At 62.4% G+C, this 22210-nt stretch carries 21 protein-coding genes; 11 read left to right on the top strand and 10 right to left on the bottom strand.

All coding sequences use genetic code 11. The annotated features are described in order from the left end of the window. The first annotated feature begins 19 nt into the window (after window positions 1–19). The 3 genes from eno (at window position 20) to ACESMT_RS12200 (ending at window position 2474) form a co-directional block, all read left to right on the top strand. Window positions 20–1306 carry a phosphopyruvate hydratase gene (gene eno, locus ACESMT_RS12210; RefSeq protein ID WP_372826867.1) on the top strand — a complete coding sequence of 429 codons (1287 nt, stop codon included), beginning with the start codon at window positions 20–22 and terminating at the stop codon, window positions 1304–1306. Between the two features lie 290 nt (window positions 1307–1596). Further along, window positions 1597–1872 (top strand): septum formation initiator family protein, encoded by a 276-nt coding sequence (locus ACESMT_RS12205; RefSeq protein ID WP_372826884.1) that lies wholly within the window; start codon window positions 1597–1599, stop codon window positions 1870–1872. 125 nt (window positions 1873–1997) lie between these two features. Further along, the gene (locus tag ACESMT_RS12200) at window positions 1998–2474 is read left to right on the top strand and encodes a hypothetical protein (RefSeq protein WP_372826866.1); all 477 of its coding nucleotides are present in this window, start codon (window positions 1998–2000) and stop codon (window positions 2472–2474) included. Here the strand turns inward: ACESMT_RS12200 and ACESMT_RS12195 are convergent, their stop codons facing one another. Together ACESMT_RS12195 and ACESMT_RS12190 are read right to left on the bottom strand one after the other, a co-directional pair. Beyond that, entirely contained in the window at window positions 2475–3443 is a 969-nt protein-coding gene (locus tag ACESMT_RS12195; RefSeq protein WP_372826865.1) for an Hsp33 family molecular chaperone HslO, read from the bottom strand. It abuts the gene before it with no gap. Beyond that, window positions 3443–3967 carry a gamma carbonic anhydrase family protein gene (locus tag ACESMT_RS12190; RefSeq protein ID WP_372826864.1) on the bottom strand — a complete coding sequence of 175 codons (525 nt, stop codon included), beginning with the start codon at window positions 3965–3967 and terminating at the stop codon, window positions 3443–3445. Before ACESMT_RS12190 ends, ACESMT_RS12195 begins: the two co-directional genes overlap by 1 nt. Before the next feature lie 118 nt (window positions 3968–4085). On the opposite strand from ACESMT_RS12190, the gene ACESMT_RS12185 reads away from it, so the two are divergent. Continuing rightward, window positions 4086–4901: a ferritin-like domain-containing protein gene (locus ACESMT_RS12185; RefSeq protein ID WP_372826863.1), complete on the top strand. Its 816-nt coding sequence runs from the start codon at window positions 4086–4088 to the stop codon at window positions 4899–4901. A gap of 261 nt (window positions 4902–5162) precedes the next feature. After that, window positions 5163–6446 carry a class I SAM-dependent methyltransferase gene (locus ACESMT_RS12180; protein ID WP_372826862.1) on the top strand — a complete coding sequence of 428 codons (1284 nt, stop codon included), beginning with the start codon at window positions 5163–5165 and terminating at the stop codon, window positions 6444–6446. A 305-nt stretch (window positions 6447–6751) separates the two neighbouring features. Here the strand turns inward: ACESMT_RS12180 and xerD are convergent, their stop codons facing one another. After that, entirely contained in the window at window positions 6752–7645 is an 894-nt protein-coding gene (gene xerD / locus ACESMT_RS12175; protein ID WP_372826883.1) for a site-specific tyrosine recombinase XerD, read from the bottom strand. A gap of 288 nt (window positions 7646–7933) precedes the next feature. On the opposite strand from xerD, the gene ACESMT_RS12170 reads away from it, so the two are divergent. The 3 genes from ACESMT_RS12170 to ACESMT_RS12160 all read left to right on the top strand — a co-directional run bounded on the left by ACESMT_RS12170 (window position 7934) and on the right by ACESMT_RS12160 (window position 11464). Beyond that, the gene (locus ACESMT_RS12170; protein ID WP_372826861.1) at window positions 7934–8884 is read left to right on the top strand and encodes a TAXI family TRAP transporter solute-binding subunit; all 951 of its coding nucleotides are present in this window, start codon (window positions 7934–7936) and stop codon (window positions 8882–8884) included. A 112-nt stretch (window positions 8885–8996) separates the two neighbouring features. After that, a complete protein-coding gene (locus ACESMT_RS12165) occupies window positions 8997–11033 on the top strand; it encodes a TRAP transporter permease (protein ID WP_372826860.1) in 2037 nt (678 codons plus the stop codon). Then, window positions 11030–11464, top strand: a complete 435-nt coding sequence (locus ACESMT_RS12160; RefSeq protein ID WP_372826859.1) for a DUF1850 domain-containing protein — start codon at window positions 11030–11032, stop codon at window positions 11462–11464. Before ACESMT_RS12165 ends, ACESMT_RS12160 begins: the two co-directional genes overlap by 4 nt. Before the next feature lie 110 nt (window positions 11465–11574). On the opposite strand, the gene ACESMT_RS12155 is transcribed toward ACESMT_RS12160, so the two are convergent. Next, complete coding sequence (locus tag ACESMT_RS12155; RefSeq protein ID WP_372826858.1) at window positions 11575–12549, bottom strand: tripartite tricarboxylate transporter substrate binding protein BugE; 975 nt, start codon at window positions 12547–12549, stop codon at window positions 11575–11577. Window positions 12550–12676: 127 nt separating this feature from the next. On the opposite strand from ACESMT_RS12155, the gene ACESMT_RS12150 reads away from it, so the two are divergent. Further along, window positions 12677–13582, top strand: coding sequence for an AEC family transporter (locus tag ACESMT_RS12150; RefSeq protein WP_372826857.1), 906 nt, complete (start codon window positions 12677–12679; stop codon window positions 13580–13582). A gap of 13 nt (window positions 13583–13595) precedes the next feature. Here the strand turns inward: ACESMT_RS12150 and ACESMT_RS12145 are convergent, their stop codons facing one another. From ACESMT_RS12145 to ACESMT_RS12135, 3 genes are read right to left on the bottom strand one after another with little or no spacing between them, the layout of a single operon-like run. Further along, window positions 13596–14435 carry a substrate-binding domain-containing protein gene (locus ACESMT_RS12145; RefSeq protein ID WP_372826856.1) on the bottom strand — a complete coding sequence of 280 codons (840 nt, stop codon included), beginning with the start codon at window positions 14433–14435 and terminating at the stop codon, window positions 13596–13598. After that, on the bottom strand, window positions 14432–15121 hold the full coding sequence (locus ACESMT_RS12140; protein ID WP_372826855.1) for a phosphate ABC transporter ATP-binding protein: 690 nt from the start codon (window positions 15119–15121) through the stop codon (window positions 14432–14434). Before ACESMT_RS12140 ends, ACESMT_RS12145 begins: the two co-directional genes overlap by 4 nt. Then, the gene (locus ACESMT_RS12135) at window positions 15118–15876 is read right to left on the bottom strand and encodes an ABC transporter permease (protein WP_372826854.1); all 759 of its coding nucleotides are present in this window, start codon (window positions 15874–15876) and stop codon (window positions 15118–15120) included. The genes ACESMT_RS12140 and ACESMT_RS12135 overlap by 4 nt, the downstream gene beginning before the upstream one ends. A 140-nt stretch (window positions 15877–16016) precedes the next feature. Here ACESMT_RS12135 and ACESMT_RS12130 point away from each other — a divergent pair, with 140 nt between their 5' ends. Next, a complete protein-coding gene (locus tag ACESMT_RS12130) occupies window positions 16017–17126 on the top strand; it encodes a substrate-binding domain-containing protein (RefSeq protein WP_372826853.1) in 1110 nt (369 codons plus the stop codon). A 326-nt stretch (window positions 17127–17452) separates the two neighbouring features. Then, window positions 17453–18010, top strand: coding sequence for a hypothetical protein (locus tag ACESMT_RS12125; RefSeq protein WP_372826852.1), 558 nt, complete (start codon window positions 17453–17455; stop codon window positions 18008–18010). A 589-nt stretch (window positions 18011–18599) separates the two neighbouring features. Here ACESMT_RS12125 and ACESMT_RS12120 read toward each other — a convergent pair. The 3 genes from ACESMT_RS12120 to senA form a co-directional block, all read right to left on the bottom strand. After that, a complete protein-coding gene (locus ACESMT_RS12120) occupies window positions 18600–19157 on the bottom strand; it encodes a Panacea domain-containing protein (RefSeq protein WP_372826851.1) in 558 nt (185 codons plus the stop codon). 108 nt (window positions 19158–19265) lie between these two features. Beyond that, window positions 19266–20201, bottom strand: coding sequence for an IS1595 family transposase (locus ACESMT_RS12115; protein ID WP_372826850.1), 936 nt, complete (start codon window positions 20199–20201; stop codon window positions 19266–19268). 763 nt (window positions 20202–20964) lie between these two features. Further along, the gene (senA, locus tag ACESMT_RS12110) at window positions 20965–22185 is read right to left on the bottom strand and encodes a selenoneine synthase SenA (protein WP_372826849.1); all 1221 of its coding nucleotides are present in this window, start codon (window positions 22183–22185) and stop codon (window positions 20965–20967) included. Between the last annotated feature and the right edge of the window lie 25 nt (window positions 22186–22210).

Below are 22210 nucleotides of genomic sequence, written 5' to 3'. Positions count from 1 at the left end.
CTACAAAAAAAGGAACTCAATGAGCGCAATTGTTGATATCGTCGGCCGCGAAATCCTGGACAGCCGTGGCAATCCCACCGTCGAATGCGACGTGCTGCTGGAGTCCGGTGTGATGGGCCGCGCCGCCGTACCCTCGGGCGCCTCCACCGGCTCGCGCGAAGCCATTGAGCTGCGTGATGGCGACAGCGGGCGTTACCTCGGCAAGGGCGTGCTCAAGGCGGTCGAGCACATCAACACCGAGATCTCCGAGGCCGTGCTGGGCCTGGACGCCAGCGAGCAGGCCTTTCTGGACCGCACGCTGATCGATCTGGACGGCACCGAGAACAAGTCCCGCCTGGGCGCCAACGCGATGCTGGCTGTCAGCATGGCCGTCGCCAAAGCCGCCGCCGAAGAAGCCGGCCTGCCGCTGTACCGCTACTTTGGCGGCATGGGCGCGATGCAAATGCCGGTGCCCATGATGAACGTCATCAACGGCGGCGCGCATGCCAACAACAGCCTGGACCTGCAGGAGTTCATGATCGTGCCGGTGGGCGCGCCCAGCTTCCGCGAAGCCCTGCGCTGGGGTGCCGAGGTGTTTCACGCGCTCAAGAAGATTCTTCACGACAAGGGCATCAGCACCGCCGTGGGCGACGAAGGCGGCTTTGCGCCCAGCGTTGAAAATCATGAAGCTGCGATTGCGCTGATTCTGGAAGCCATCGACAAGGCCGGCTACACCGCCGGCGAGCAGATTGCCCTGGCGCTGGACTGCGCCGCCAGTGAGTTCTACAAGGATGGCGAGTACGTGCTCGAAGGCGAAGGCGGCCTGCGCCTCTCCGCCCAGCAATGGACGGACATGCTGGCCACCTGGTGCGACAAGTACCCCATCATCAGCATCGAGGACGGCATGCACGAGGGCGACTGGGACGGCTGGAAAATCCTGACCGAGCGCCTGGGCAAGAAGGTGCAGCTGGTCGGCGACGACCTGTTCGTCACCAACACCAAAATCCTCAAGGAGGGCATTGACAAGAACGTTGCCAACTCCATCCTGATCAAGATCAACCAGATCGGCACCCTGACCGAGACCTTTGCTGCGATTGAAATGGCCAAACGCGCCGGCTACACCGCCGTGATTTCGCACCGCTCCGGCGAAACCGAAGATGCGACGATCGCCGACATTGCCGTCGGCACCAACGCGGGCCAGATCAAGACCGGCAGCCTGAGCCGCTCGGACCGCATGGCCAAGTACAACCAGCTGCTGCGCATCGAAGAAGATCTGGGCGACGTCGCGACCTACCCCGGCCGCGAGGCCTTCTACAACCTGAAGTAGATGGCCCCCACGCTCGTCGCTTCGCGTACTTCGCAGCCCCCCGAGGGGGCGCGTTTTTCCTTGGGGCGGCCCGGCGGTAAAACCCTGGCCTTGACGTTTAAGGACCCTCTGCATAACTCTGGCGAGGCTGTGGCAGTTGGGTCGGGATGGGCTGCAAGGCGTCTTTTTGCAGGCAATAGCCCAGCTATTGCCAAGAAAAACAACGCAGCAGACCGCCCGAGTCCGGCTGATCACAGGCCGCAGGGAGTTATGCAGAGGGTCCTTAAAGCCTTCCAGCGGCATTGACCACTGTGGGAAGCCGCATCGTCCCCGCTCTGTTGATCGTGTTGCTGGTCATCGTGCATGCACAGCTGTGGATAGGCCGGGGCAGCCTTCCCAGCGTCAACGAGATGCAGCGCCGGCTCAGCGAGCAGGCCATCCAGAATGCCAAAGCCGAGGCCGACAACGAACGCCTGGCTGCCGAGGTCAAGGACCTCAAGGAGGGTCTGGAGATGGTCGAAGAAAAGGCGCGCGAAGAGCTGGGCATGGTCAAGCCCAACGAAATTTTCGTCCAGATCGCCCCCTGAGCGGAGACCGCCTGCGCCAGTCTGCGCCAGGCAGTGATTCCATTTCACTATGTTTTCGATAGCTGCTAACGCCCGACCTGAAAGGGCTGGAGCCTATTTTTATGTATAGGCTGACGGACGGAGTCATGCTGCATATCGATCTGCTCGGCGCACCTCGAACGGGCAAGACACAGCTCGCGCAGGACCTGGCAGTGGCACTGTCGGGTGGCGGCTGCCCTACCGCCTGGTTGGCGATTCACGACAACCCGCCCTTCCCCGCGCGCCCCGCCATCCCGGTTGCAAAAGGCCTGGCCTTGCTGATGGGGCTGGACCTGGCGACTTCGTCAGTGGCAAGCCGCGGGCAGCAGAGCGCCGACCAGGCGCTGCGCGACGCGCTGTCGCAAGCCGGCATCGCCTACCAGGTGGTTTACGGCCAGGGCTCTGAACGCCTGCGCAGCGCCCTGCAAGCGCTCCAGGCATGGCAGCGGGCTGTAGCAGCACCGGCCGCCCGGCCTGGCGACGGCCAGTCAGCGTGGATCTGGTCCTGCGAGACCTGCAGCGACCCGAAATGTGAACGCCGCCTGCTCAGCGACCTGCTGGCGACGCGCACTGCGGCGCCCTGATCACTGCACCGTCGGCGCCGGCGGCACCTGACCTGCAGGGTGAGTGAATATCTGCGCCGCGTCCACCGGGTCAAAGCCGTACTGCGCGCCGCAGAACTCGCAACCCACATCGATGCGACCCTGCTCGGCAATGATGCTTTCGACCTCGTCCGTGCCCAGGCTGCGCAGCATGCCGCTGACACGCTCCTGCGAGCAACTGCAGGCAAACGTCGGTGTGTTGGGCACAAAGCGGGTGATTTTTTCTTCCCAGAACAGGCGGTGCAATATCGTGTCGGCGTCCAGGCCCAGCAGCTCTTCACGCTTGAGGGTTCCGGCCAGCAGCGCAATGCGCTGGTAGTCCTCGTTGCGGCCGATCTGGTCCTCGTCGGCATCGCGGTCGCGCTGGCTTTCCAGGTTGCCCTCTCCCTTGACCGGCAGGCGCTGGATCAGCAGACCCGCCGCCACCTTGTCATCGGCGGCCAGAATCAACCGGGTATCGAGCTGCTCACTTTGGAGCATGTAGTGCTCCAGCACCTCGGCGATGTTCCCGATCTTTTCCTTGTGGTCTCCAAAAAGCGGCACCACCCCCTGGTAGGGCTGGCGGCCCGGCAATTTGTCTTTCGGGTCCAGTGTGATGGCGCAACGGCCCTGGTTGTTGACATTGACGAGCTCGCTCAGGCCAGCGCCGGGCGTCACCTCGCCCGTCACCGTGGCGGTGGCGCGCAGGCTCAGGTCGGACTGCACCTCGGCCACAGCCAGCTTGACCGGGCCGTCACCAAAAATCTGCAGCACTAGCGCACCGTCGAACTTGATGTTGCCCTGCATCAGTGCGCCGGCCGCCGTCATTTCGCCCAGCAGCTGCAGCACCTCGGGCGGGTAACCGCCGCCGGCCTCGCGGCGTTTGAGGATTTCCTGCCAGGCGTCGGTCAGGCGCACCAGCATGCCGCGTACCGGCAGGCCGTCGAAAATGAATTTATGCAGTTCGGACATCACGCAATCTTTTTGAAGCCGGCTTTATAGCGGCGAGCATTCTCTACATAGTGGTGCGCGATCATTTTTAAACCCTCTATCTGCTCGGGCGACAGCTGGCGCACCGCCTTGGCCGGGCTGCCGAGGATCATGGAGCCATCGGGAAACTCCTTGCCCTCGGTCACCAGCGAACCCGCGCCCACCAGGCAGTTTTTGCCGATCTTCGCGTTGTTCAGCACCACCGCGCCTATGCCGATCAGCGAGCCGTCTCCGATGGTGCAGCCATGCAGCATGACCTGGTGGCCGATGGAGACGTTCTCGCCGATGATCAGCGGCACGCCGAAGTCGGCGTGTAACACGCTGGCGTCCTGCACGTTGGAGCCGCGCCCGATGCGTATGGTTTCGGTGTCGCCGCGTATCACCGTGCCGAACCAGACGCTCACACCCTCCGCCAGTTCGACGTCGCCAATCACTTGCGCGCTGTCGGCCACCCACGCGGTTTCGTGCATCTTGGGGGTCAGGTCGTCGAGCTGGTAAATGGCCATGGCTTTGCTTCAGAAAGGGTGGGGGAAAGGAACAGACCCTGATTGTAAGGAGCCGCCCCGCCGCCTGCCCGCTCTGCAGCCCGGCGCGCCACCCGGCGCTTTCGCCGACAATCCAGGCATGCGCCCGCCCTGTCCCCCGCCCGAACTGCGCCAGCAGGCCCTGCAAGCGCTGCTGGCGCCGGATCCTCAACAAAAAGTGCTGCTGGCCCTTTCCCTGCGGGCGCAAGCAGCTACGTTTTCGATAGCAGACCGGCTGGACATCGAAACTCCCGCTGGCCTGCCCGGGTGCCCGGCGCGGCCCGAGCTGCGCTCGCACCTGGATGTGCCCAAGCGCTCGCCCTTCACGCCCCAGGGCCTGGGCGCCCTGCTGCATGCGGTCACCCACATCGAGTTCAATGCGATCAACCTGGCGCTGGACGCGGTCTGGCGCTTTGACGGTATGCCGCCGGCCTATTACCTCGACTGGGTCACGGTGGCCGCCGAAGAGGCGCAGCACTTCAGCCTGCTGCAGGACCATCTGCAGAGCCTGGGCTACGGCTACGGCGACTTCCCCGCCCACACCGGGCTCTGGGACATGACCCATAAAACCGCCGGGGATGTGCTGGCGCGCATGGCGCTGGTGCCACGCACGCTGGAGGCGCGCGGCCTGGACGCCACGCCGGCGATGCAGGCCAAGCTGCGCCATGTCGGCACACCCGCAGCCCTGCGCGCGGTCGAGATCCTCGACATCATCCTGCGCGACGAAATCGGCCACGTCGCCATCGGCAACCGCTGGTACCGCCACCTGTGCGCCCAGCGCGGGCTGGACCCGATTGCTACCTATGCAGAACTGGCCGCGACTTACGGCGCGCCACGTCTCAAGGGGCCGTTCAACCTGGACGCGCGCCGGGCTGCCGGGTTTGATGAGGACGAACTCGCGCTGCTGGGCAACTGAAACCAGGGGGCGCAACACCCTGCCTGAAGGCTACGCCGGACCCACTTCGCGATCGCGGGATCTCTTGCCACCGAGTAGAACCATAGAAGTAAAACACCGGCGTGGATATGCCCGTCATTTGGAAACAATCCGTTTTTTCCTACAGACGAAACCCTGAAGTTCACGCATATTCGGGACTTGCCAATGGGTCAATGGCAATCCGGTCGCCGCTGCGGCCGTCCTCGTTCCAGACCCACTTGAATGCAGAACAGGAGTGCGCCCATGATCCGGCATCTCGTTCCCCATCTGGAGTCCCGGCTGGTTGGCCTGTCGTCCCCGGTGTCCGTGCAGTTGCCCGAGGGCCAGGTCCTCGGGGCTCTGGACGCGCCGGTCAAGATGAGTTTTTCACACTGGTCCAGCCTCACGCGCCTGCGTGCCGGCTTGATCGGCGCGCTCGCGGAGGAGTACGTCGAGGGCAAGCTGCATATCGAAGGTCAAATGCGCGACGTGATGGCGGTCGCGGCCAGCCTGCTGCCGGCCAACCCCGTGCAGAGCGATGCCGGCTGGTGGACCGGCCTGCAGCGCCAGATCCGTTCGCTGCGCGCGCATTCCCCCGTAAAAGACACCGAGCAAATCCAGTTTCACTACGACGTCTCGGACGATTTTTATGCGCTGTGGCTGGACCCGCGCCGGGTTTACTCCTGCGCCTATTACCTTGACGACGCCATGTCGCTGGCCCAGGCCCAGGAAGCCAAGCTGGACCATATCTGCCGCAAGCTCATGCTCCAGCCCGGCGAGCGCTTCCTGGACATAGGCGCAGGCTGGGGCGGACTGCTTCTGTGGGCCGCCGAGCACTACGGCGTGGACGCCACCGGCATCACGCTGTCAAACAACCAGCATGCGCATGTGCAGCGCCTGATTGAGGGCAAAGGCTTGCAGGGCCGGGTGCGCGTCGAGCTGCGCGACTACCGCCACCTCGACGAAAACCTGCCCTTTGACAAGATCTCGTCGGTCGGCATGTTCGAGCATGTAGGCCGCAACAACATGACGGCGTATTTCAGCAAGATCATGCGCATGCTGGTGCCGGGCGGTCTGGTGATGAACCACGGCATCACCGCCGGCGGCCTGGACAACCATCAGCTGGGCGCCGGCATGGGTGACTTCATCGAGAAGTACATTTTTCCGGGCGGCGAATTGCTGCATGTCAGCGACGTGCTTACACACCTGGCGCGCTCGGGCCTGGAAATGGTGGACACCGAAAACCTGCGGCCGCACTATGCGCGCACACTGTGGGATTGGTCGGACGCGATGGAGGCCCGGCTGGACGAGGCACTGCAAGTCCTGTCAGCCGATGGGCATCCACCGCGCGCCGAAAAAATCCTGCGGGCTTACCGCCTCTACCTGGCCGGTAGCGCGATGTGTTTCGAGCAAGGCTGGGTCAGCCTGCACCAGATGCTGGCGGAGCGGCCGGCAAATGACAGGGGCGGTGACGGTGACACCATCAAAGGCGCGCAAAGCCGCTATCCATTCCGGCGCGACTACATGTACGCCCGGCTAGCTTCATAAGTCAAATCGGCCTCCAGCCCTTTGGTGACTTGCGCAAGCAGCTATTAAATCCATAGCAATCCCGCGTGCGCCCAGTCGGCCTTGATCTGCGCGGCTTTCGCGATGCGGGCGTTGTTGGCCAACTCCTGCGCGATCGGACGCGCGAACTCCGCCGCGCGACCGGCGGGCGGCGGCCTGCAAGATGCGGGAGCTACACGCGGTGAGCAACCGTGGGGACTCCGGCCGCAGCGACGGGCCGCCCCAAGCAAGGCCAGCCCCCTCGGGGGGCAGAGAGCTACACGCAGTGAGCGAACGTGGGGGCTCGTCTATCCCCGCGGATGATGCTGCGAATGCAGCGCCTTCAGGCGTTCACGCGCCACATGGGTGTAGATGGTGGTCGTGGAAATATCGGCGTGGCCCAGCAGCATTTGCACCGCGCGCAGGTCGGCGCCATGGTTGAGCAAGTGCGTGGCAAAGGCATGGCGCAGCGTGTGCGGCGACAGCGGTGAGTGAATGCCAGCACGCAGCGCGTATTTTTTGACCAACATCCAGAACATCACGCGGGTCATGCCGCTGCCGCGCGCGGTGACAAACAGGTCGTCGGTCTGCTGCCCGGACAAAATGGCCGGACGCGCGCCTGAAAGGTAGCGCTCGATCGCCTGCCGCGCCACCTGACCGAAGGGCACGAGGCGCTCCTTGCTGCCCTTTCCCATCACCCGCAGCACGCCTTCGTTCATGCCAACGTGAAAGGTCTTGAGCCCGACCAGCTCGCTCACGCGCAGGCCGCTGGCGTACAGCAGCTCCAGCATCGCGCGGTCGCGCAGGCCCAGAGGCGCGTCCTCATCAGGCGCGGCCAGCAGGGCCTCGACCTGGGCTTCGGACATGAGCTTGGGCACACGCAGGGCCTGCCTGGCCGACTGCAGTTTGAGGGTGGGATCGGCGCTGATGAAGCGTTCGCGCAGGGCCCAGCGGAAGTAACGCTTGAACACCGTCAGCCGCCGGTTTGCCGAGGTGGCCTTGGTCTGCGCGTGGCGCTCGCCGAAATAGGCATGGAGATCGGCCTCGCCAGCGCCGTTGAGCATCTTGCCGTGCCGGGCCAGCCACTGTGAGAACAGCATGAGATCGCGTCGGTAGGCCTGCAGCGTGTTGCGCGACAGGCCGTCCTCCAGCCACAGGGCGTCGGCAAAGGCGTCGGCAGACGCCCCGCTGGCGGTCAGCAGCGGCGAAGCCACGGGACCGGCCGGGTCGCAGACCTGGCGCGCAGCGCTTGAAGCCACTCCATCACCCCTCAAAACAGTTGTACAGACAGAGGACGCTAACACATGCGCCCACCGCCACCCGGGCCACAACATGGCGATGGCAAGTAGGCGGCTACCTGCGCCCAGCGAGCCAGTGCGGGCCCTGTTGTGCGCCTGCACGCGCGGGTTTGCCCCTATGCGTTATCCACAAGTGTCAAGCGCCGCGCTGGGGTTTAGGATAAGGTCAATCGTTTTTGAAGGAGTTTCACCATGCAACGTCGTTCCCTTATCGCCCTTTCCGCAATAAGTCTGGTTCCAGGTGCAGTCTTTGCACAGCAGCAACAGTTCATCAACGTCCTCACCGGCGGCCAAAGCGGTGTGTATTACCCGCTTGGCGTAGCGCTGTCCCAGATTTACGCCAAGGCCATTCCCAACGTCCGGGCTACCGCCCAGGTCACCAAGGCTTCGGCTGAAAACCTCAACCTGCTGCAAGCCGGTCGCGGTGAACTCGCGCTGGCCCTCGCCGACTCCGTCTCCAACGCCTGGAAAGGCGAGGCTGAAGCCGGCTTTCCCAAAAAACTCGACAAGCTGCGCGGCCTGTCCGCCACCTACAGCAACTACATCCAGATCGTGGCCAATGCGGACTCCGGCATCAAGACGCTGGCCGACCTCAAGGGCAAACGCATTTCGGTCGGTGCCGCCAAGTCGGGAACCGAGCTCAATGCACGCGCCGTCTTCAAGGCTGCCGGTCTGAGCTACAGCGACCTGTCCAAGGTCGAATACCTGCCGTTCGGAGAATCGGTTGAACTCATCAAGAACCGTCAGCTCGATGCGACCCTGCAGTCGGCCGGGCTGGGCGTGGCCTCCATCCGGGATCTGGCTACCTCGGTCAAGATCATCGTGGTGCCGGTGCCTGCCGACGTGATCGCCAAAATCGGCGATGACGCCTACCAGGCGTCAGTGATTCCAGCCAACACCTACGCAGGCCAGACCGAGGACGTGGCCACGGCTGCCATCCCCAACTTCCTGGTGACGCATTCGGGCGTGTCTGACGATCTGGCTTACCAGATGGCCAAGACCATGTACGAAAATATTGACACCCTGTACGCCGCCCACAATGCGGCCAAAGTGATCAAGCGCGAAAACGCCGTCAAGGGCATGCCTGTGCCGGTACACCCGGGCGCCGCACGCTACTACAAGGAAGTCGGCCTGATCAAGTAAGTCTGGCCCAGCGCCAGCTGATCACCAGCTGATCGCCAGCTCCAAACGGCCCCGACACAATTGGGGCCGTTTCTGTTTCCAGTTTTTGCTTCCAGTTCCCGGGGGAATTTTCATGAGTGACACCCACACCAGCCACGACCAGAACCTGCGCGGCGCGATTTTCTGGATCGCCCTCGCGTTTTCGAGTTTCCAGCTCTGGACTGCGGCTTTCAGCCCTTTGTCGAGCCAGGTCGTGCGCGCCATTCACGTGGGCTTTGTGCTGCTGATGGTGTTTGCCCTGAAACCCGCCTTTCGTGGGGACGGTCCGGGCCAGCCGGTGCTGGCATGGCTGCTGGGGCTGACAGGTTTCGCCTTCAGCTTCTACCACTGGTTTTTTGAGGCCGACCTCACCTTGCGCGCGGGCGAGCTGACGCCCGCCGACTGGGTCATCGGCACGGTCACCATCGTGCTGGTGTTCGAAGCGGCCCGCCGCATGATGGGCTGGGGCTTGCCGCTGATCTGCGGCATCTTCCTGGCCTACGGCATGTTCGGCCAGTATTTGCCGGGAGCCATGGCCCACCGCGGTTTCGGACTGGACCAGATCGTCAGCACGCTCGGCTTTGGTACCGAAGGCATTTACGGCACCCCCACCTATGTGTCGTCAACCTACATTTTCCTGTTCATCCTGTTTGGTGCTTTCCTGGAGCAGGCCGGCATGATCAGGCTGTTCAACGACTTCGCGATGGGCACGGTGGGCCACACCCGCGGCGGTCCGGCAAAAGTCGCCGTGATTTCATCCGGCTTGATGGGCACCATCAACGGCTCCGGCGTGGCCAATGTTGTCACCACCGGCCAGTTCACGATTCCATTGATGAAACGTTTCGGCTACAGCCCGGCGTTCGCCGGTGGCGTGGAAGCCACGTCCAGCATGGGCGGCCAGATCATGCCGCCGGTGATGGGCGCGGTGGCTTTCATCATGGCGGAAACCATCAACGTCCCCTACATCGAGATCTGCAAGGCCGCGTTGATCCCGGCCATTCTTTATTTCGTTACTGCGTTCTGGATGGTGCATCTGGAGGCGGGCCGCAAAGGCCTGCTGGGCCTGAGCAAGGAAGAATGCCCCAATCCCTGGACGGCGGTGCGCGAGCGCTGGTACCTGCTGCTGCCACTGGCAGGCCTGGTGGGCCTGCTGTTCTCGGGTTACACGCCGCTGTTTTCAGGCACCGTCGGTCTCGGGTTGACCGTGATCCTCATTTTCGGCGCTGCCGTGATCAGCGGCGTCAAAGGCCTGCCATTGCGCGGCCTGTTCTGGGTCCTGCTGGGCTTTGCCTGCGCCGGCTTTTTCCAGTTCGGCGTTGGCACCTTTTTTGTGCTCGCCGCCCTGCTGGTGGCACTGACCTACATCCGGCGCACCGGCGCCGACGCGCGCAAGCTGGCCGTGCGCGCGCTGGTCGACGGCGCGCGCCATGCGTTGCCGGTGGCCATCGCCTGCGCGCTGGTGGGCGTGATCATCGGCGTGATCAACCTGACCGGCGTGGCCGCCGAGCTGGGCGGTCACATCATCGCCATCGGCGAAAAAAGCCTGTTCCTGGCGCTGCTGCTGACCATGGTGACCTGCCTGGTGCTGGGCATGGGCATCCCGACCATTCCCAACTACATCATCACCAGCTCGCTGGCCGCACCGGTCCTGCTGCAGCTCGGTGTGCCGCTGATCGTCTCGCACATGTTTGTGTTTTATTTCGGCATCATGGCCGACCTCACGCCGCCGGTAGCGCTGGCAGCCTTTGCGGCCGCCCCGATCGCCCGCGAGTCCGGGCTGAAGATCAGCCTGCAGGCCATCCGCGTGGCGATCGCCGGCTTCATTGTTCCCTTCATGGCGGTTTATACGCCGGCCCTCATGCTGCAGGGCGGTGACTGGACGGACACCGGCTACGTGGTGTTCAAGGCCCTGGTGGCCATCGCCATGTGGGGTGCGGGCGCCATCGGTTTTCTGGCCGGACCGCTGAACTGGGTGGAGCGCGTGACGGCCATTGCCGCAGCCAGCTTTCTGGTCGCGGCATTGCCGATGACGGACGAGATTGGCCTCTCCGCCGTCGCCGTGTTTGTCGTCTGGCACGTCTGGCGCACGCGGCAGCTGCGTGGCGCAAGCGCCCGCCCCGGCACGTCATGAGCCTCGGGCTGGCAGGTGTCTGCCTTGCGCTGGTGACGGCTGCAGGTGCCACCTCCGGCTCCGTGGTTTTCGTACCCGTGCTCAGCTTCACCCTGGCCTGGACGCATTCGATTGAAAAGGTTCGCTGGGAAGAGGACTATGTCGTGCGGCCGGGCAAAACGCCAGGGGCAGCGCCCGTGCTAGAAGCGGTGGCCGCGCGGGTGCGCGGCTCAGGCGCCGGCATGGAACCACCGCCGGATGCCCGGCTGAGGCACGGCTGGTACGAATACACGCCGACCCTGCGCCATCCTGCCGAGTTACGCCTCACGCGTTCAGGCTTCACGGCGGACTACGACTGGTGCACCGGGGGACGTTGCCGCTCCATGGCCGGCCTGCTGCCGTCCAACGGCGGCGTGACCGTGCTGACAGCCTGCAGGTCGGCGCCTCCCTGAGAAAACCATCGCTTGCAGACGGCAGGCGGCCAAAAAAAATACCCCGCCAGGCAGAGCCTGCGGGGTGGCTGGCGCGCACCAGGCCGGGCGGCCTGCGCCGCTTGGGCAGCTTAGTCGAGCGTGAGCTTGGCGTTGGCCACCACCTGTTTATAGACCTCGTACTCGGCCTTGATCTGCGCTGCGAACTGCTCAGGCGTGTTGCCAACAATGATGGAGCCGGTGTCTTCAATGCGCTTGCGCACCACCGGGTCCTGCAACGCCTTGAGCGCGGCGGCGCTGACCTTGTCGACCACCTCTTTTGGCAGGCCTTTGGGGCCGAGGATGCCGTAATACGCCATGCGGTTGACCGGCTCCAGGCCGATTTCCTTGAAGGTCGGCACGTCCGGCAACACGGCCAGGCGCTGCGGCGCTGCCACCACGATGGGGATCAGGCGTTTTTGCTGGATGAAGGGCAGCGCCGAAGGGATGTTGTCAAAAATAATCTGCACCTGGCCGGCCACCGTGTCGTTGAGGGCCGGACCAGCGCCGCGGTAGGGAATGTGGGTGACAAAGGCGCCGCTCAGGTTCTTGTACAACTCCATCTGCAGGTGGCCGATGCCGCCGGTGCCCGAGGAGGCGTACGAGTATTTGCCGGGATTTTTCTTGAGCTCAGCGATGAACTCCTTGTAGTTGCGGGCCGGAAAACTGGGGTGGACCGCGATGATGTTGGGCGTGGCCGCGATGTTGATGATGGGCGTGAAATCATTGATCGGGTTGTAGGGGATCTTGGTGTTGATCGCCGGATTGGCGGCGGTTGTGGACACCGTGGCCATGCCCAGTGAATAACCGTCAGGCGCGGAGCGCACGGTTTCCAGCGCGCCGACCACGCCGCCGCCGCCAGCCTTGTTCTCGATGATCACGCTCTGGCCCAGCGCCTTGCCCAGCGGCTCGCTGATCACGCGGGCCACGATGTCGGTGGTGCCGCCCGGCGCAAAAGGCACTTGCAGCTTGACCACTTTGTTCGGATACGCCTGGGCAAATGCGGCACCCGTGGCAAAGGTCGCGAGGGCCACTGCGGAAAGAGAGAGAAGATAACGGCGTTGCATGTGTAGTTCCTTTCGTTCGACGAGGTTGACTCGGCAATCCTAAGCGCACAAGCACCGCCCGCGTGTTGTGGATTACGCATAGGGGCAAACCCGGGGTGGCCGGAGGATTTCGGGTTATTCTCAACGGGTGAATTACGCCCAACTGCTTTTCCCTGATTTCTCCCTCATTTTGTGCGGCTACCTGGTCTGCCGCTATACCGCTCTGAACCGCACTGTCTGGCAGCAGGTGGAAAGCCTGGTGTATTACTTTTTATTTCCGGTCCTGCTGTTCCATTCCATCGTCAGAAGCCCGCTGGATCTGGGGGCCGCGTCCAGCCTGATTGCCGCTGGACTCAGCATGGGGGTGCTGGGCATTGCGCTGGCCTACAGCCTGCCCTACCTGCCCTGGATTGGTGCGCATATCGACAGGCGCGAGCATGCGGCCAGTGCGCAAATCGCCTTCCGTTTCAACTCCTTCATCGCATTGGCGCTGGCCGAACGGCTGGCCGGCGCCGAAGGCCTGCTGCTGATCGCCATACTGATTGGCGTCTGTGTGCCTTTGTTCAATGTGGGCGCGGTCTGGCCGATGGCGCGGCACGCCAGGATCGGCTTTGTCGGCGCCCTGGTGCGCAACCCGCTGATCATTGCCACCGCCACTGGCCTGGCGGCCAACCTGCTGGGCCTGCGAATCCCCGTCTGGCTGGAGCCGACCGTCACACGCATAGGCGCGGCCTCGCTGGCCCTGGGGCTGCTGGCGGCCGGCGCGGGCATGCAGTTCCGCTCGCTGGCGTCGGCAAAAACCCTGGCGGTGTCACTGTTGGCGATCCGCCATTTTTTCATGCCGCTGATCGCGCTGGGCCTGGCCTGGGTGTTCCGACTGTCGCCGGTACAGACCACCGTGCTACTGTCGTTTTCAGCGCTGCCGACGGCCTCGAGTTGTTACGTGCTGGCCGCGCGCATGGGTTACAACGGCGCCTTTGTAGCCGGCCTGGTCACGCTGTCGACCCTGCTGGGCATCGTCAGCCTGCCGTTTGCGCTGGGCTTGCTTAGATAGCCCCCACGCTCGCTCACTGGCGGGTGGCGTTGGGGAAGAACAGCTGCTCGCCGCCTATCTTGTAGCTGGCAATGGCAGACTGCCCAGCTGGGGAGGTCACCCAGTCCACAAATTTCTGGGCCTGAGCGGCCTTGACGTGCGGGTGTCTGGCCGGGTTGACCACCATCACACCGTACTGATTGAACAGGCGCGTATCGCCTTCAACCAGCACCACCAGCTCACCGCGGTTTTTGAAGTTGAGCCAGGTGCCGCGATCGGTCAGCACGTAGGCACTGGACGAGGAGCCGATATTGAGCGCCGGGCCCATGCCGCAGCCGCAAGCCTTGTAGCCTGCGAACTGCGGGTTGTCGACAGCGGCGCTTTTCCAGTAGCGCAGCTCGGCGGCGTGGGTGCCGCTCTTGTCGCCGCGCGAGAAAAAAGTTGCGTTGGCTGCGTGGATTTTTTTCAGGGCCAGGGCGATGTCCTTGCCTTTGGTTTGGGCCGGATCGGCTGCCGGTCCGACCAGGACGAAGTCGTTGTACATGACCGGGAAACGCTTGATCGCAAAGCCTTCGGCCACGACTTTTTCCTCGGCCACCTGGTCGTGCACAAACAGCACATCGGCGTCCCCGCGTCGTCCCATGTCGATGGCCTGGCCGGTGCCCAGCGCCACCACCTTGATGTCGATGCCGCTGGCCTGCCTGAAGGCCGGCAGCAAGGCACCGAACAGGCCGGACTGCTCGGTCGAGGTGGTCGAAGCCATCACGATGGGTTGTGTCTGTGCTATCGAAAAAGTAGCTGCCAGAGCAAGCGAAACAAGGGCTGCAGCCCTGAAAACCTTGGAGAAATCGGCGTAGGAGTGACAAGAGGTCATACAATTTCTCCTTTGACAAAAATTTCGGCTTCCAGCGGCAAAGGACCGTTGAAAAAATCATGCGTAGGCAGATCGGCCAGCAGCCGGCCATGCTCGAGGTACATCACGCGGCTGGCCAGGCGCTTGACCTGGCCGAGGTTGTGGCTGCTGAAGATCAGCGTCATGCCGGCCTGCGCGAATTCGGCCATCAGGGCCTCGACCTCGCGTTTGGCACCGGGGTCCAGGCTGGCCGTCGGCTCGTCGAGCAGCAACACATCGGGCTGCAGCGCCCACGCCCGCGCCAGCGCCAGACGCTGCTGCTGCCCGCCCGACAAGGCCTTGGCATTGCGCTGCGCCAGTGCGCCCAGGCCGACTCGCTCCAGCGCGCGCAGCGCCTGGTTGTTGGCCTCATTCCAGGCCACGCCTTTGAGCCACAAGCCCAGCGCCACATTGGCCCGGGCGCTGGTGCGCAACATGTAGGGGTGCTGAAACAGCATGGCCTGGCGCGCGGCACCGTCAACCTGCAGCGTTCCCACGGTAGGCCGGACCAGGCCGTGCAGGGTGCGCAGCAAGGTGCTTTTGCCGCTGCCGTTGGAGCCCACCAGCGCCACACGTTCGCCGGCGTTGATGCGCAGCGCGCACGCCTGGAGCGCCTGCACCTTGCCGAAGTGCACGCCAACACCCTTCATGTCGAACAGCACCGTCATGGAGCGATCCCCGGCTGCCGCGCCTGCAGCGGCGAAGCGTCCGCCGGCAGGTCCTGATCAACCCGTTCGCGCCAGCGCCGCACCAACGCGATCAACACGTTGAGCAGCAGCACCACGGCCAGCAGCAACAGCCCCAACGCCAGCGCCAGCGGCAAGTCGCCTTTGCTGGTTTCCAGCGCAATCGCCGTGGTCATCACACGCGTGAAACCGTCGATGTTGCCGCCCACCACCATCACCGCACCGACCTCGGAGATGGCACGGCCGAAAGCGGCAATCAGCACCGTGAGCAGCGTATAACGCTCGTCCCAAAGCAGCAGCAGGCTGCGCATGCCCTTGCCTGCGCCCAGCGACTGGAACTGCTCGCCATGCAGGCGGTCGGCGTCTTCAATGGTCTGGCGCACCAACGCGGTCACCACCGGCAGCACGAGTACCGTCTGCGCCAGCACCATGGCCTTGAAAGAAAACAGCCAGCCCAGAAAACCCAGCGGCCCGGAGCGCGACAGCAGCAGGTAGATCACCAGCCCGACAACCACGGAAGGCAGGGCCAGCAAGGTGTTGAGCACGGTCAGCACCGCACCGCGCCCGCGAAAACGCGCCACCCCGAGCCACGCGCCCAGCACCAGCCCGGCGCTGCAGGCCAGCAGGCAGGCGCAGGCGCTGACAGCCAGCGAGCGCAACACAATGCTGCCGAGCAAGGGGTCCAGGGAGGCGATGAGCGAAAAAGCCGTGCTGACGCTGTCGGAGAAGGTATTCATGCGGATCAAAAAATTTGGCCTATGGTAGGCAGGTAAGCCTTGCAGAGCCATCCGGACTCACGAGTTATGAAACCAGCTGCATAGGTTCGGGCCGGTCAGGTCCCGGCCTTGCGCTCATAATCAGGACACCCCGGTCTGCCATGCACAAAGTCGAACTCTCCTACCTGCTGTCGCCCGAACGCAGCAAGAGCGCGCTGATCCGCAACCCGCTGATGGATCTGCTGCAAGCGGTGCGCGAGCACGGTTCGATCTCGAAAGCAGCGCGCGCGCTGGCGCTGTCCTACCGCCATGTCTGGGGCGCACTCAAGAAGTGGGAGCAGACGCTGGGGCGCCCGCTGATCGTCTGGGACAAAGGCCAGCGCGCGCAGCTCACCGAGTTCGGCGAAAAGCTGCTCTGGGCCGAACGCCAGGCCCAAGCGCGGCTGGCCCCGCAGATCGAGGCCTTGCGCGGCGACATTGAACGCGCCTTCTCCACCGCTTTCGACAACGACGCCCATGTGCTGACGCTGTACGCCAGCCACGACACGGCGCTCAGCGCGCTGCGCGACGACGCCGCCACGCGTGGCCTGCACCTGGACATCCGCTTCATGGGAAGTGTTGACGCTATCGCAGCGCTCAACAGCGGGCGCTGCATGATGGCCGGCTTTCACACGCTGGACCAGCCGGGCACGGCCTCGCTGGCGGCACGCACCTACCGCAATCTGCTCAAGCCGGGCTTGCACAAGCTGATCGGTTTTGGCCACCGCAGCCAGGGCCTGATCGTGGCCAAAGCCAACCCGCGCCGGATCCGCCAGTTGGCCGACATGCAGCAACCCGGCTTGAGGTATGTCAACCGCGCGCAGGGCACGGGCACGCGTGTGCTTCTCGATGAACTGTTGGCTGAAGCCGGCCTGGACGCCCGCAGCCTGCGCGGCTACGACACCCAGGAGCCCTCCCACACTGCCGTGGCTCAGGCGGTGGCCAGCGGCGCCGCTGATGCCGGGCTCGGCATTGAAGCCGCCGCGCGCGAAAAAGACCTGGACTTCGTGCCGCTGGTACAGGAGCGTTATCACCTGGTGTGCCTGAAGTCCGCGCTGCCGCAGGCCCCGGTGCAGGCGCTGCTGGCAGAACTGCAAAGCGAAAACTGGCAGGCCACGCTGGCCCGCCTGCCGGGTTACAGCGGCGAGCGCGCGCAAGGCGGACAGGTGCTGTCTCTGCGGGCGATGTTGCCCTGGTGGAATTACCGGAAAGCCAAGGCTTCCCAGCCTTGAGGATAATTTCGGCGAAGTATGTACTTGAAAAACCTAAAGCTACTTTAAGGTTTGCAGCCTGATCAACAGGCACTGAACACCTCTACTGCTTGGGCGTTGGAGGGGTTTTCTCTTTTGGCTTTGGTGGCGTCTCTAACATGCGGCGCAACACTTCATCCATTGGATTAACTGGCGGAGGCTCTGGTGTAGTCATTATTGAATTATCGACGCGGCAGCGGGAACTGCAACATTCACGCCTCTTGTGTCTTTACAATATCTTTACACGAACAGTGTTATCCAGTCCTTAAGCGTCTGTTGTTCCGCGTCTGTTATGGTAATATATCGTTATGGACATCGACCAACTCATCACTGATAAGCAGGACACGCTAGCCAAGCTAAAGCGTGCGGCCTCGGATATTGAGGCGCAACTAGTGACGCTGCGAGCGGCTGCTGCTGCGGCTAAGCCGACCGAGTTCGAACTGATGCTCAAGAAGCCCACGGTCAGCACAGGGAGTGAGATTTTCCAGCCAACACAAGCAAACCCAATTCTTGATCCAGTCAAGATTGTTCCGGCGGGTAATGAGAAGCCACGGGTTGATTTGTTTGCAGGGGTCAAAAACACTGAAAGAGTGCGAAATCCCAAAGGCAGCGTAGACAAGATAGCGCGTTTGGCCCTAACGCAGGAAAAACAGACGCTTGACGCGTTGGAAGTCACTATCAATTCCCGCGCTGAAAAGCCAGTTTCCCGCGCAGCCGTTCGTACGCTGATGATGAATCTTAAAAAGGACGGCTATGCCGTCAGTGATGCGCCGGGCGTTTTTCGTCTGGCTGAAAAGGGCGAAGCCGCTACAGACTCGCGATCTGTAACGGCTTCAAGTGCAACTGAGTCTAGCGGCTCGAACTGAAAGGACACCAGTGCTAACAACACCATGGAGACGGTACGCGGGTAACGCCATCCGGTTATCAATCAGCCCTAGCCTTGCGAACTAGGGCGTAGAGATTTTAGCACCTAAGGCGCGGCTTGTCCGCGCCTTTTGTCGTTTCTGGCGGCGTGTTGCGTATGTGTATTCCAGGCAGTAGCGTGGATAAGACATAACCCGCTTGAGCGGGTTATGTCGGGCAGTTTAGAAGCGCCTTAAATCTGCGGTCAATTTGAGCGGAATGGCAAAGCCCTAGACGCAGCTTTTGCAAAAGCTGAGCGCTTACGACCTCGTCTCGCGGCGCCGTCATCGCATCTAGTGCCGATGCATCGTCGGTGCGTATCGCCCGATAGTAGACATAACTTGGATGCTTAATAAACGGGTGGTCGCCCACATCCAGAACGCAAGCTGCGTCGTGTGGAGATCCGGGATAGATGGAAGTTATGCCTACGGAAATCATTTGCGGCTTGCTTGCGCGGAATGGAACGTCAGTCGGCCCCCAAATTACAACGTACAGGTGTTTTCCAACAGGGCCGCAATCAACCAGCAGCGTGTCCCCGATTGCGGCCATCGGTCAAGCGAAAGCGAGATTTATGTTTCGCTCGGCGACTATTCGACGCCGAAGATCGTCCGACACATCGGACGAAAACCCGATAGCTTTAAACAGATCGTCAAACTCAATTGACATGCTGCTGCCTCGCGGGTCTTTCCACTCAGGAAGGGTGTGAGTGTATTTCACTAGGTCCCATCGGCTCATGTGGCCAAACCTTGCCCAAACCTCCCCTAATACCTCAAGATCGCTATCGCTAAGCGCCATCAAGTCATTTTCGGGAGTGTCGCCCACTACGCCGTCGCGCAAAGCAACCATATGATCAGCGCGATCAGAAACCCACGAATCCCAACCATTCTCTTTTGAGCGAATGGCACCATTCATGTGATTGAGGGTGGTGGAAAGGACGGGGCCATAGTCCATTGAAACAAGCGAATCGCCGGTCAACGGCACCCCGTATCGTTCAAATGACAGGCGCTCAGAAAGATACATGAGCTTAACCAGAGACAAAAGGTAAAGCTTTCCCTTCGCGCGACTTAGCAAGAAAGCGGCAGCTTGCGCGGCTTTTTCTTCGTCATACATGCTTGCGGATTCCTTCTGGCTCAGAACGGCCAAGTTGCCGAACACTAACATTTTATGCCTAATTGGCAAACTTAGCCAGCGCGACGCATCAGCAGGTGCAGCAGGGTCTCAAGCGTTGGCTTCTTGCTGGCCGTTAATCCGCCGATAGGTCAGACGCTTGCCTGCGATACCTTTGAGCGCTGCATCAGCACGGTCTGAATCAGTGAATCCGTTGCCCAGTCGGAAATTCCAGCGGAAATCAAACTCGTTGGCGTAGCGCTGTAGATGACGCTCAGAGACGCTGTGGAAAGTGCCGTTAAGGCCGCGCTTGAAAATGGCGAAGGACGCCTCTACGGTGTTGCTGGTGACGTTACCGCGTGCGTATTCTTTGCGGCTGTGGTTCACAGTGCTGTGAGCGTCAAAATCCTTGCCGATGCGCTTGTAGACTACGGATTCATCGGTCATCAGGTGAGTGTCTGCATGCACTTGAGACTTGAGAATTGCGCCGACAGTTTCGGAAGTGACGTTAGCCACATGGAAAGAGCGCTTTTGGCCTGACTCGCGCTCGACGAGGGACACGACTTTCATTTTGTGTGCAGGGCCACGGCTGCCTTTGTAGAGGTTGCCCCAATAGGTTTCGTCAGCTTCCACGATGGTGTCAGGGCCGCCCATTGGGCCGGTGGCGGTGTGGTCAGGGGTCATTGCTTCGCGGATGCGATGGCACATGAACCAAGCTGTTTTGTAGGACACGCCCAACATGCGCTCGATCTGCTTGGCAGATACGCCCTTTTTGCTGGCGCTCATCAGGTGGACAGCTTGCAGCCAGATATGCAGTTTGATTTTTGAACGTTCAAACACGGTGCCCACGGTCACGGTGAACTGATCGGAGCAAGCGCCGCACTTGTACAGGCCAGGGCGCGTAGAGGTGCCCTTGAGTTCATAGTGACCACCAATCACGCCGCAATGAGGGCAGACAACACCGTTAGACCAGCGCAGAGCTTCAAGGTAAGCGCGGGCAGCGTCCTGGTTCTGGAAGTGGGGTTGATTCAGGATTGGTTCAGCCATGATCGTCTTTCGGTATGGCTCTATTATCCCTATTTATTAGGGTTTGTCAAGTACATACTTCACTAATTTCGGCCTCTAGCCCATGTCGGACGGGCGCGAGCAGCTATTGAATTCATAGCGGATCATTCTCGCGGCTGTCATCCCGGACTTGATCCGGGATCCATGGTCACTGACTGTTTACGTTGTTCAAGGTGCGGTAGCTTGCCAACAAGCCGGGGCTTGCCCGGCGGCAACTCACTTTCTTTTTGCGTCGCCAAAAAGAAAGTAAGCAAAGAAAAAAGCGACCCGATGGTCTGGGTCCCCTGCGCTGCGCTTCGGGGCAACCTGTGGTGCTCGCCAAAAGCGGGGTCGAGCTCGAACTCGCCTTCGGCTCAGACAATCGCTCGCCCTGATCCGTTTTCGGCTGTGCTCCTCGGCCCAGCCCGACGGGTGGGGAGCGGACTCGAATCCGGGTCGGGGATGGATTCCGGCCTTCGCCGGAATGACAACCGGTGTGTGCGCGCAAAGCGCACACACCGGTGAATACGCGACCGCCAGGTTTGCACGCGAGCGCAGCACACGCGGCCAAATGGGGCTCCCTTCTCTCGCCCAGCGGGGCGAGAGAAGGGTCGGGAGTGGGGAGTTGCGCCTACTGTCCCGGGCGAGCCGGAGACGCAGCGTGACGCCTTACAGACGGCGAACCCGCTCACACAGTCGATTTCATGAAGAAATTAGCCTCTAGCCCTTATGTAGCAAGCGCAGAAAGCTATCAAACCGATAGCGCCTACAACGCACAGGACCGAAACCCGCAAAAGATGTCATCCCGCTCCGGGAGGTAGAAATTGCGGTACTTCAGATGTTTCATGCGCGCGCGGGTCGCCATCGAGGCACCGCGCAGCACCTTGTGGGTGCCGAACCAGGGTTGCGAATAGTCGGCATAGGGACCGGGCGTAAAACCCGGGTAGGCCCGAAAGCTGCTGCCCGTCCATTCCCATACATCGCCCCAGCGAAACCCGCGCCGCGCGGCAGTGTGCGCCGCCACCTCCCACTCGACCTCGGCCGGCAGCCGCCGCCCGGACCAGCGGCACCAGGCGTCGGCCTCCCACCAGCTCATGTGCATGGCCGGCTGGTTGCCGAGCATGCGCATGGGCTGGCCAAACCGCGTCTGCATCACCGCGCCGCTGGCTACGCCAATCTGCTCCACATAACGCGGACCGCGCCGTCCTTCACGACTCGCCGTGGCCTGCAGCCAGTCCCAGCCTTCGCGCTGCCAGAACTCCGGCTGGTCATAACCGCCGTCATCGACAAACTCGACAAACTGTGCCCAGCTCACCGGTTGGGCGTCTATCTCGAACTCGGGGACACTGACATCGTGTTGGGCCAGCTCGTTGTCAAACACAAACCCTGGTGCTGCGGCACTACCGAGCCTCCAGACGGTGGCCGGCACCAGCAGCGGCTCACGCAGGGTCATGGGAGGCGGCGCAAAAGCCTGCAAGAGCGCCTTGTCCAGGCTCAGACCCAATGTCTGCGCGGTGTAGCTCAGGGCCTCGGCATGCATGTCTTCGTGGAACAGGCAAAGACGGAAAAAATAGAGGGCGTCATCGTCCTCTTCCGTTTTTTCCAGCAGCTCCAGTGTGCTTTCAAGCGTATCGAGCAAATAAGAACGGCAACTCGCGACCTCGGGAAGGTCCAGCGTCCAGCGCTGGTGGTGCGGCACGTTCGCCGAGTCCCACCAGCGGTCGGCGTCCGGTTCGATGGAAGCCAGCCGCGCGTGAACGGGCTCACAGCGGACACCGCGCGCCCGCTGCATGTTGCGGCCCGTCCACCACTCCTGAAACCAGCCGATATGCCCCAGCTCCCAGACGGGAGGATTGAGGACGGGCAGCTCGGGCACCACAAAGTTGACGGCCTCCAGCGCCTGCTGGTACTGGCCAAACAGGTGCAAGGTGTGGTTGCGTGCATCCATCAGGGCCAGCGAGAGGGCATCCCGTCCGGCACTGCGCATCAAGGGCGAATCAATCAGGCTGGCC

Source organism: Polaromonas sp. (assembly GCF_041689105.1).
GTDB lineage: Bacteria > Pseudomonadota > Gammaproteobacteria > Burkholderiales > Burkholderiaceae_C > Polaromonas.
This window is presented reverse-complemented; position numbering and strand designations above follow the sequence as displayed.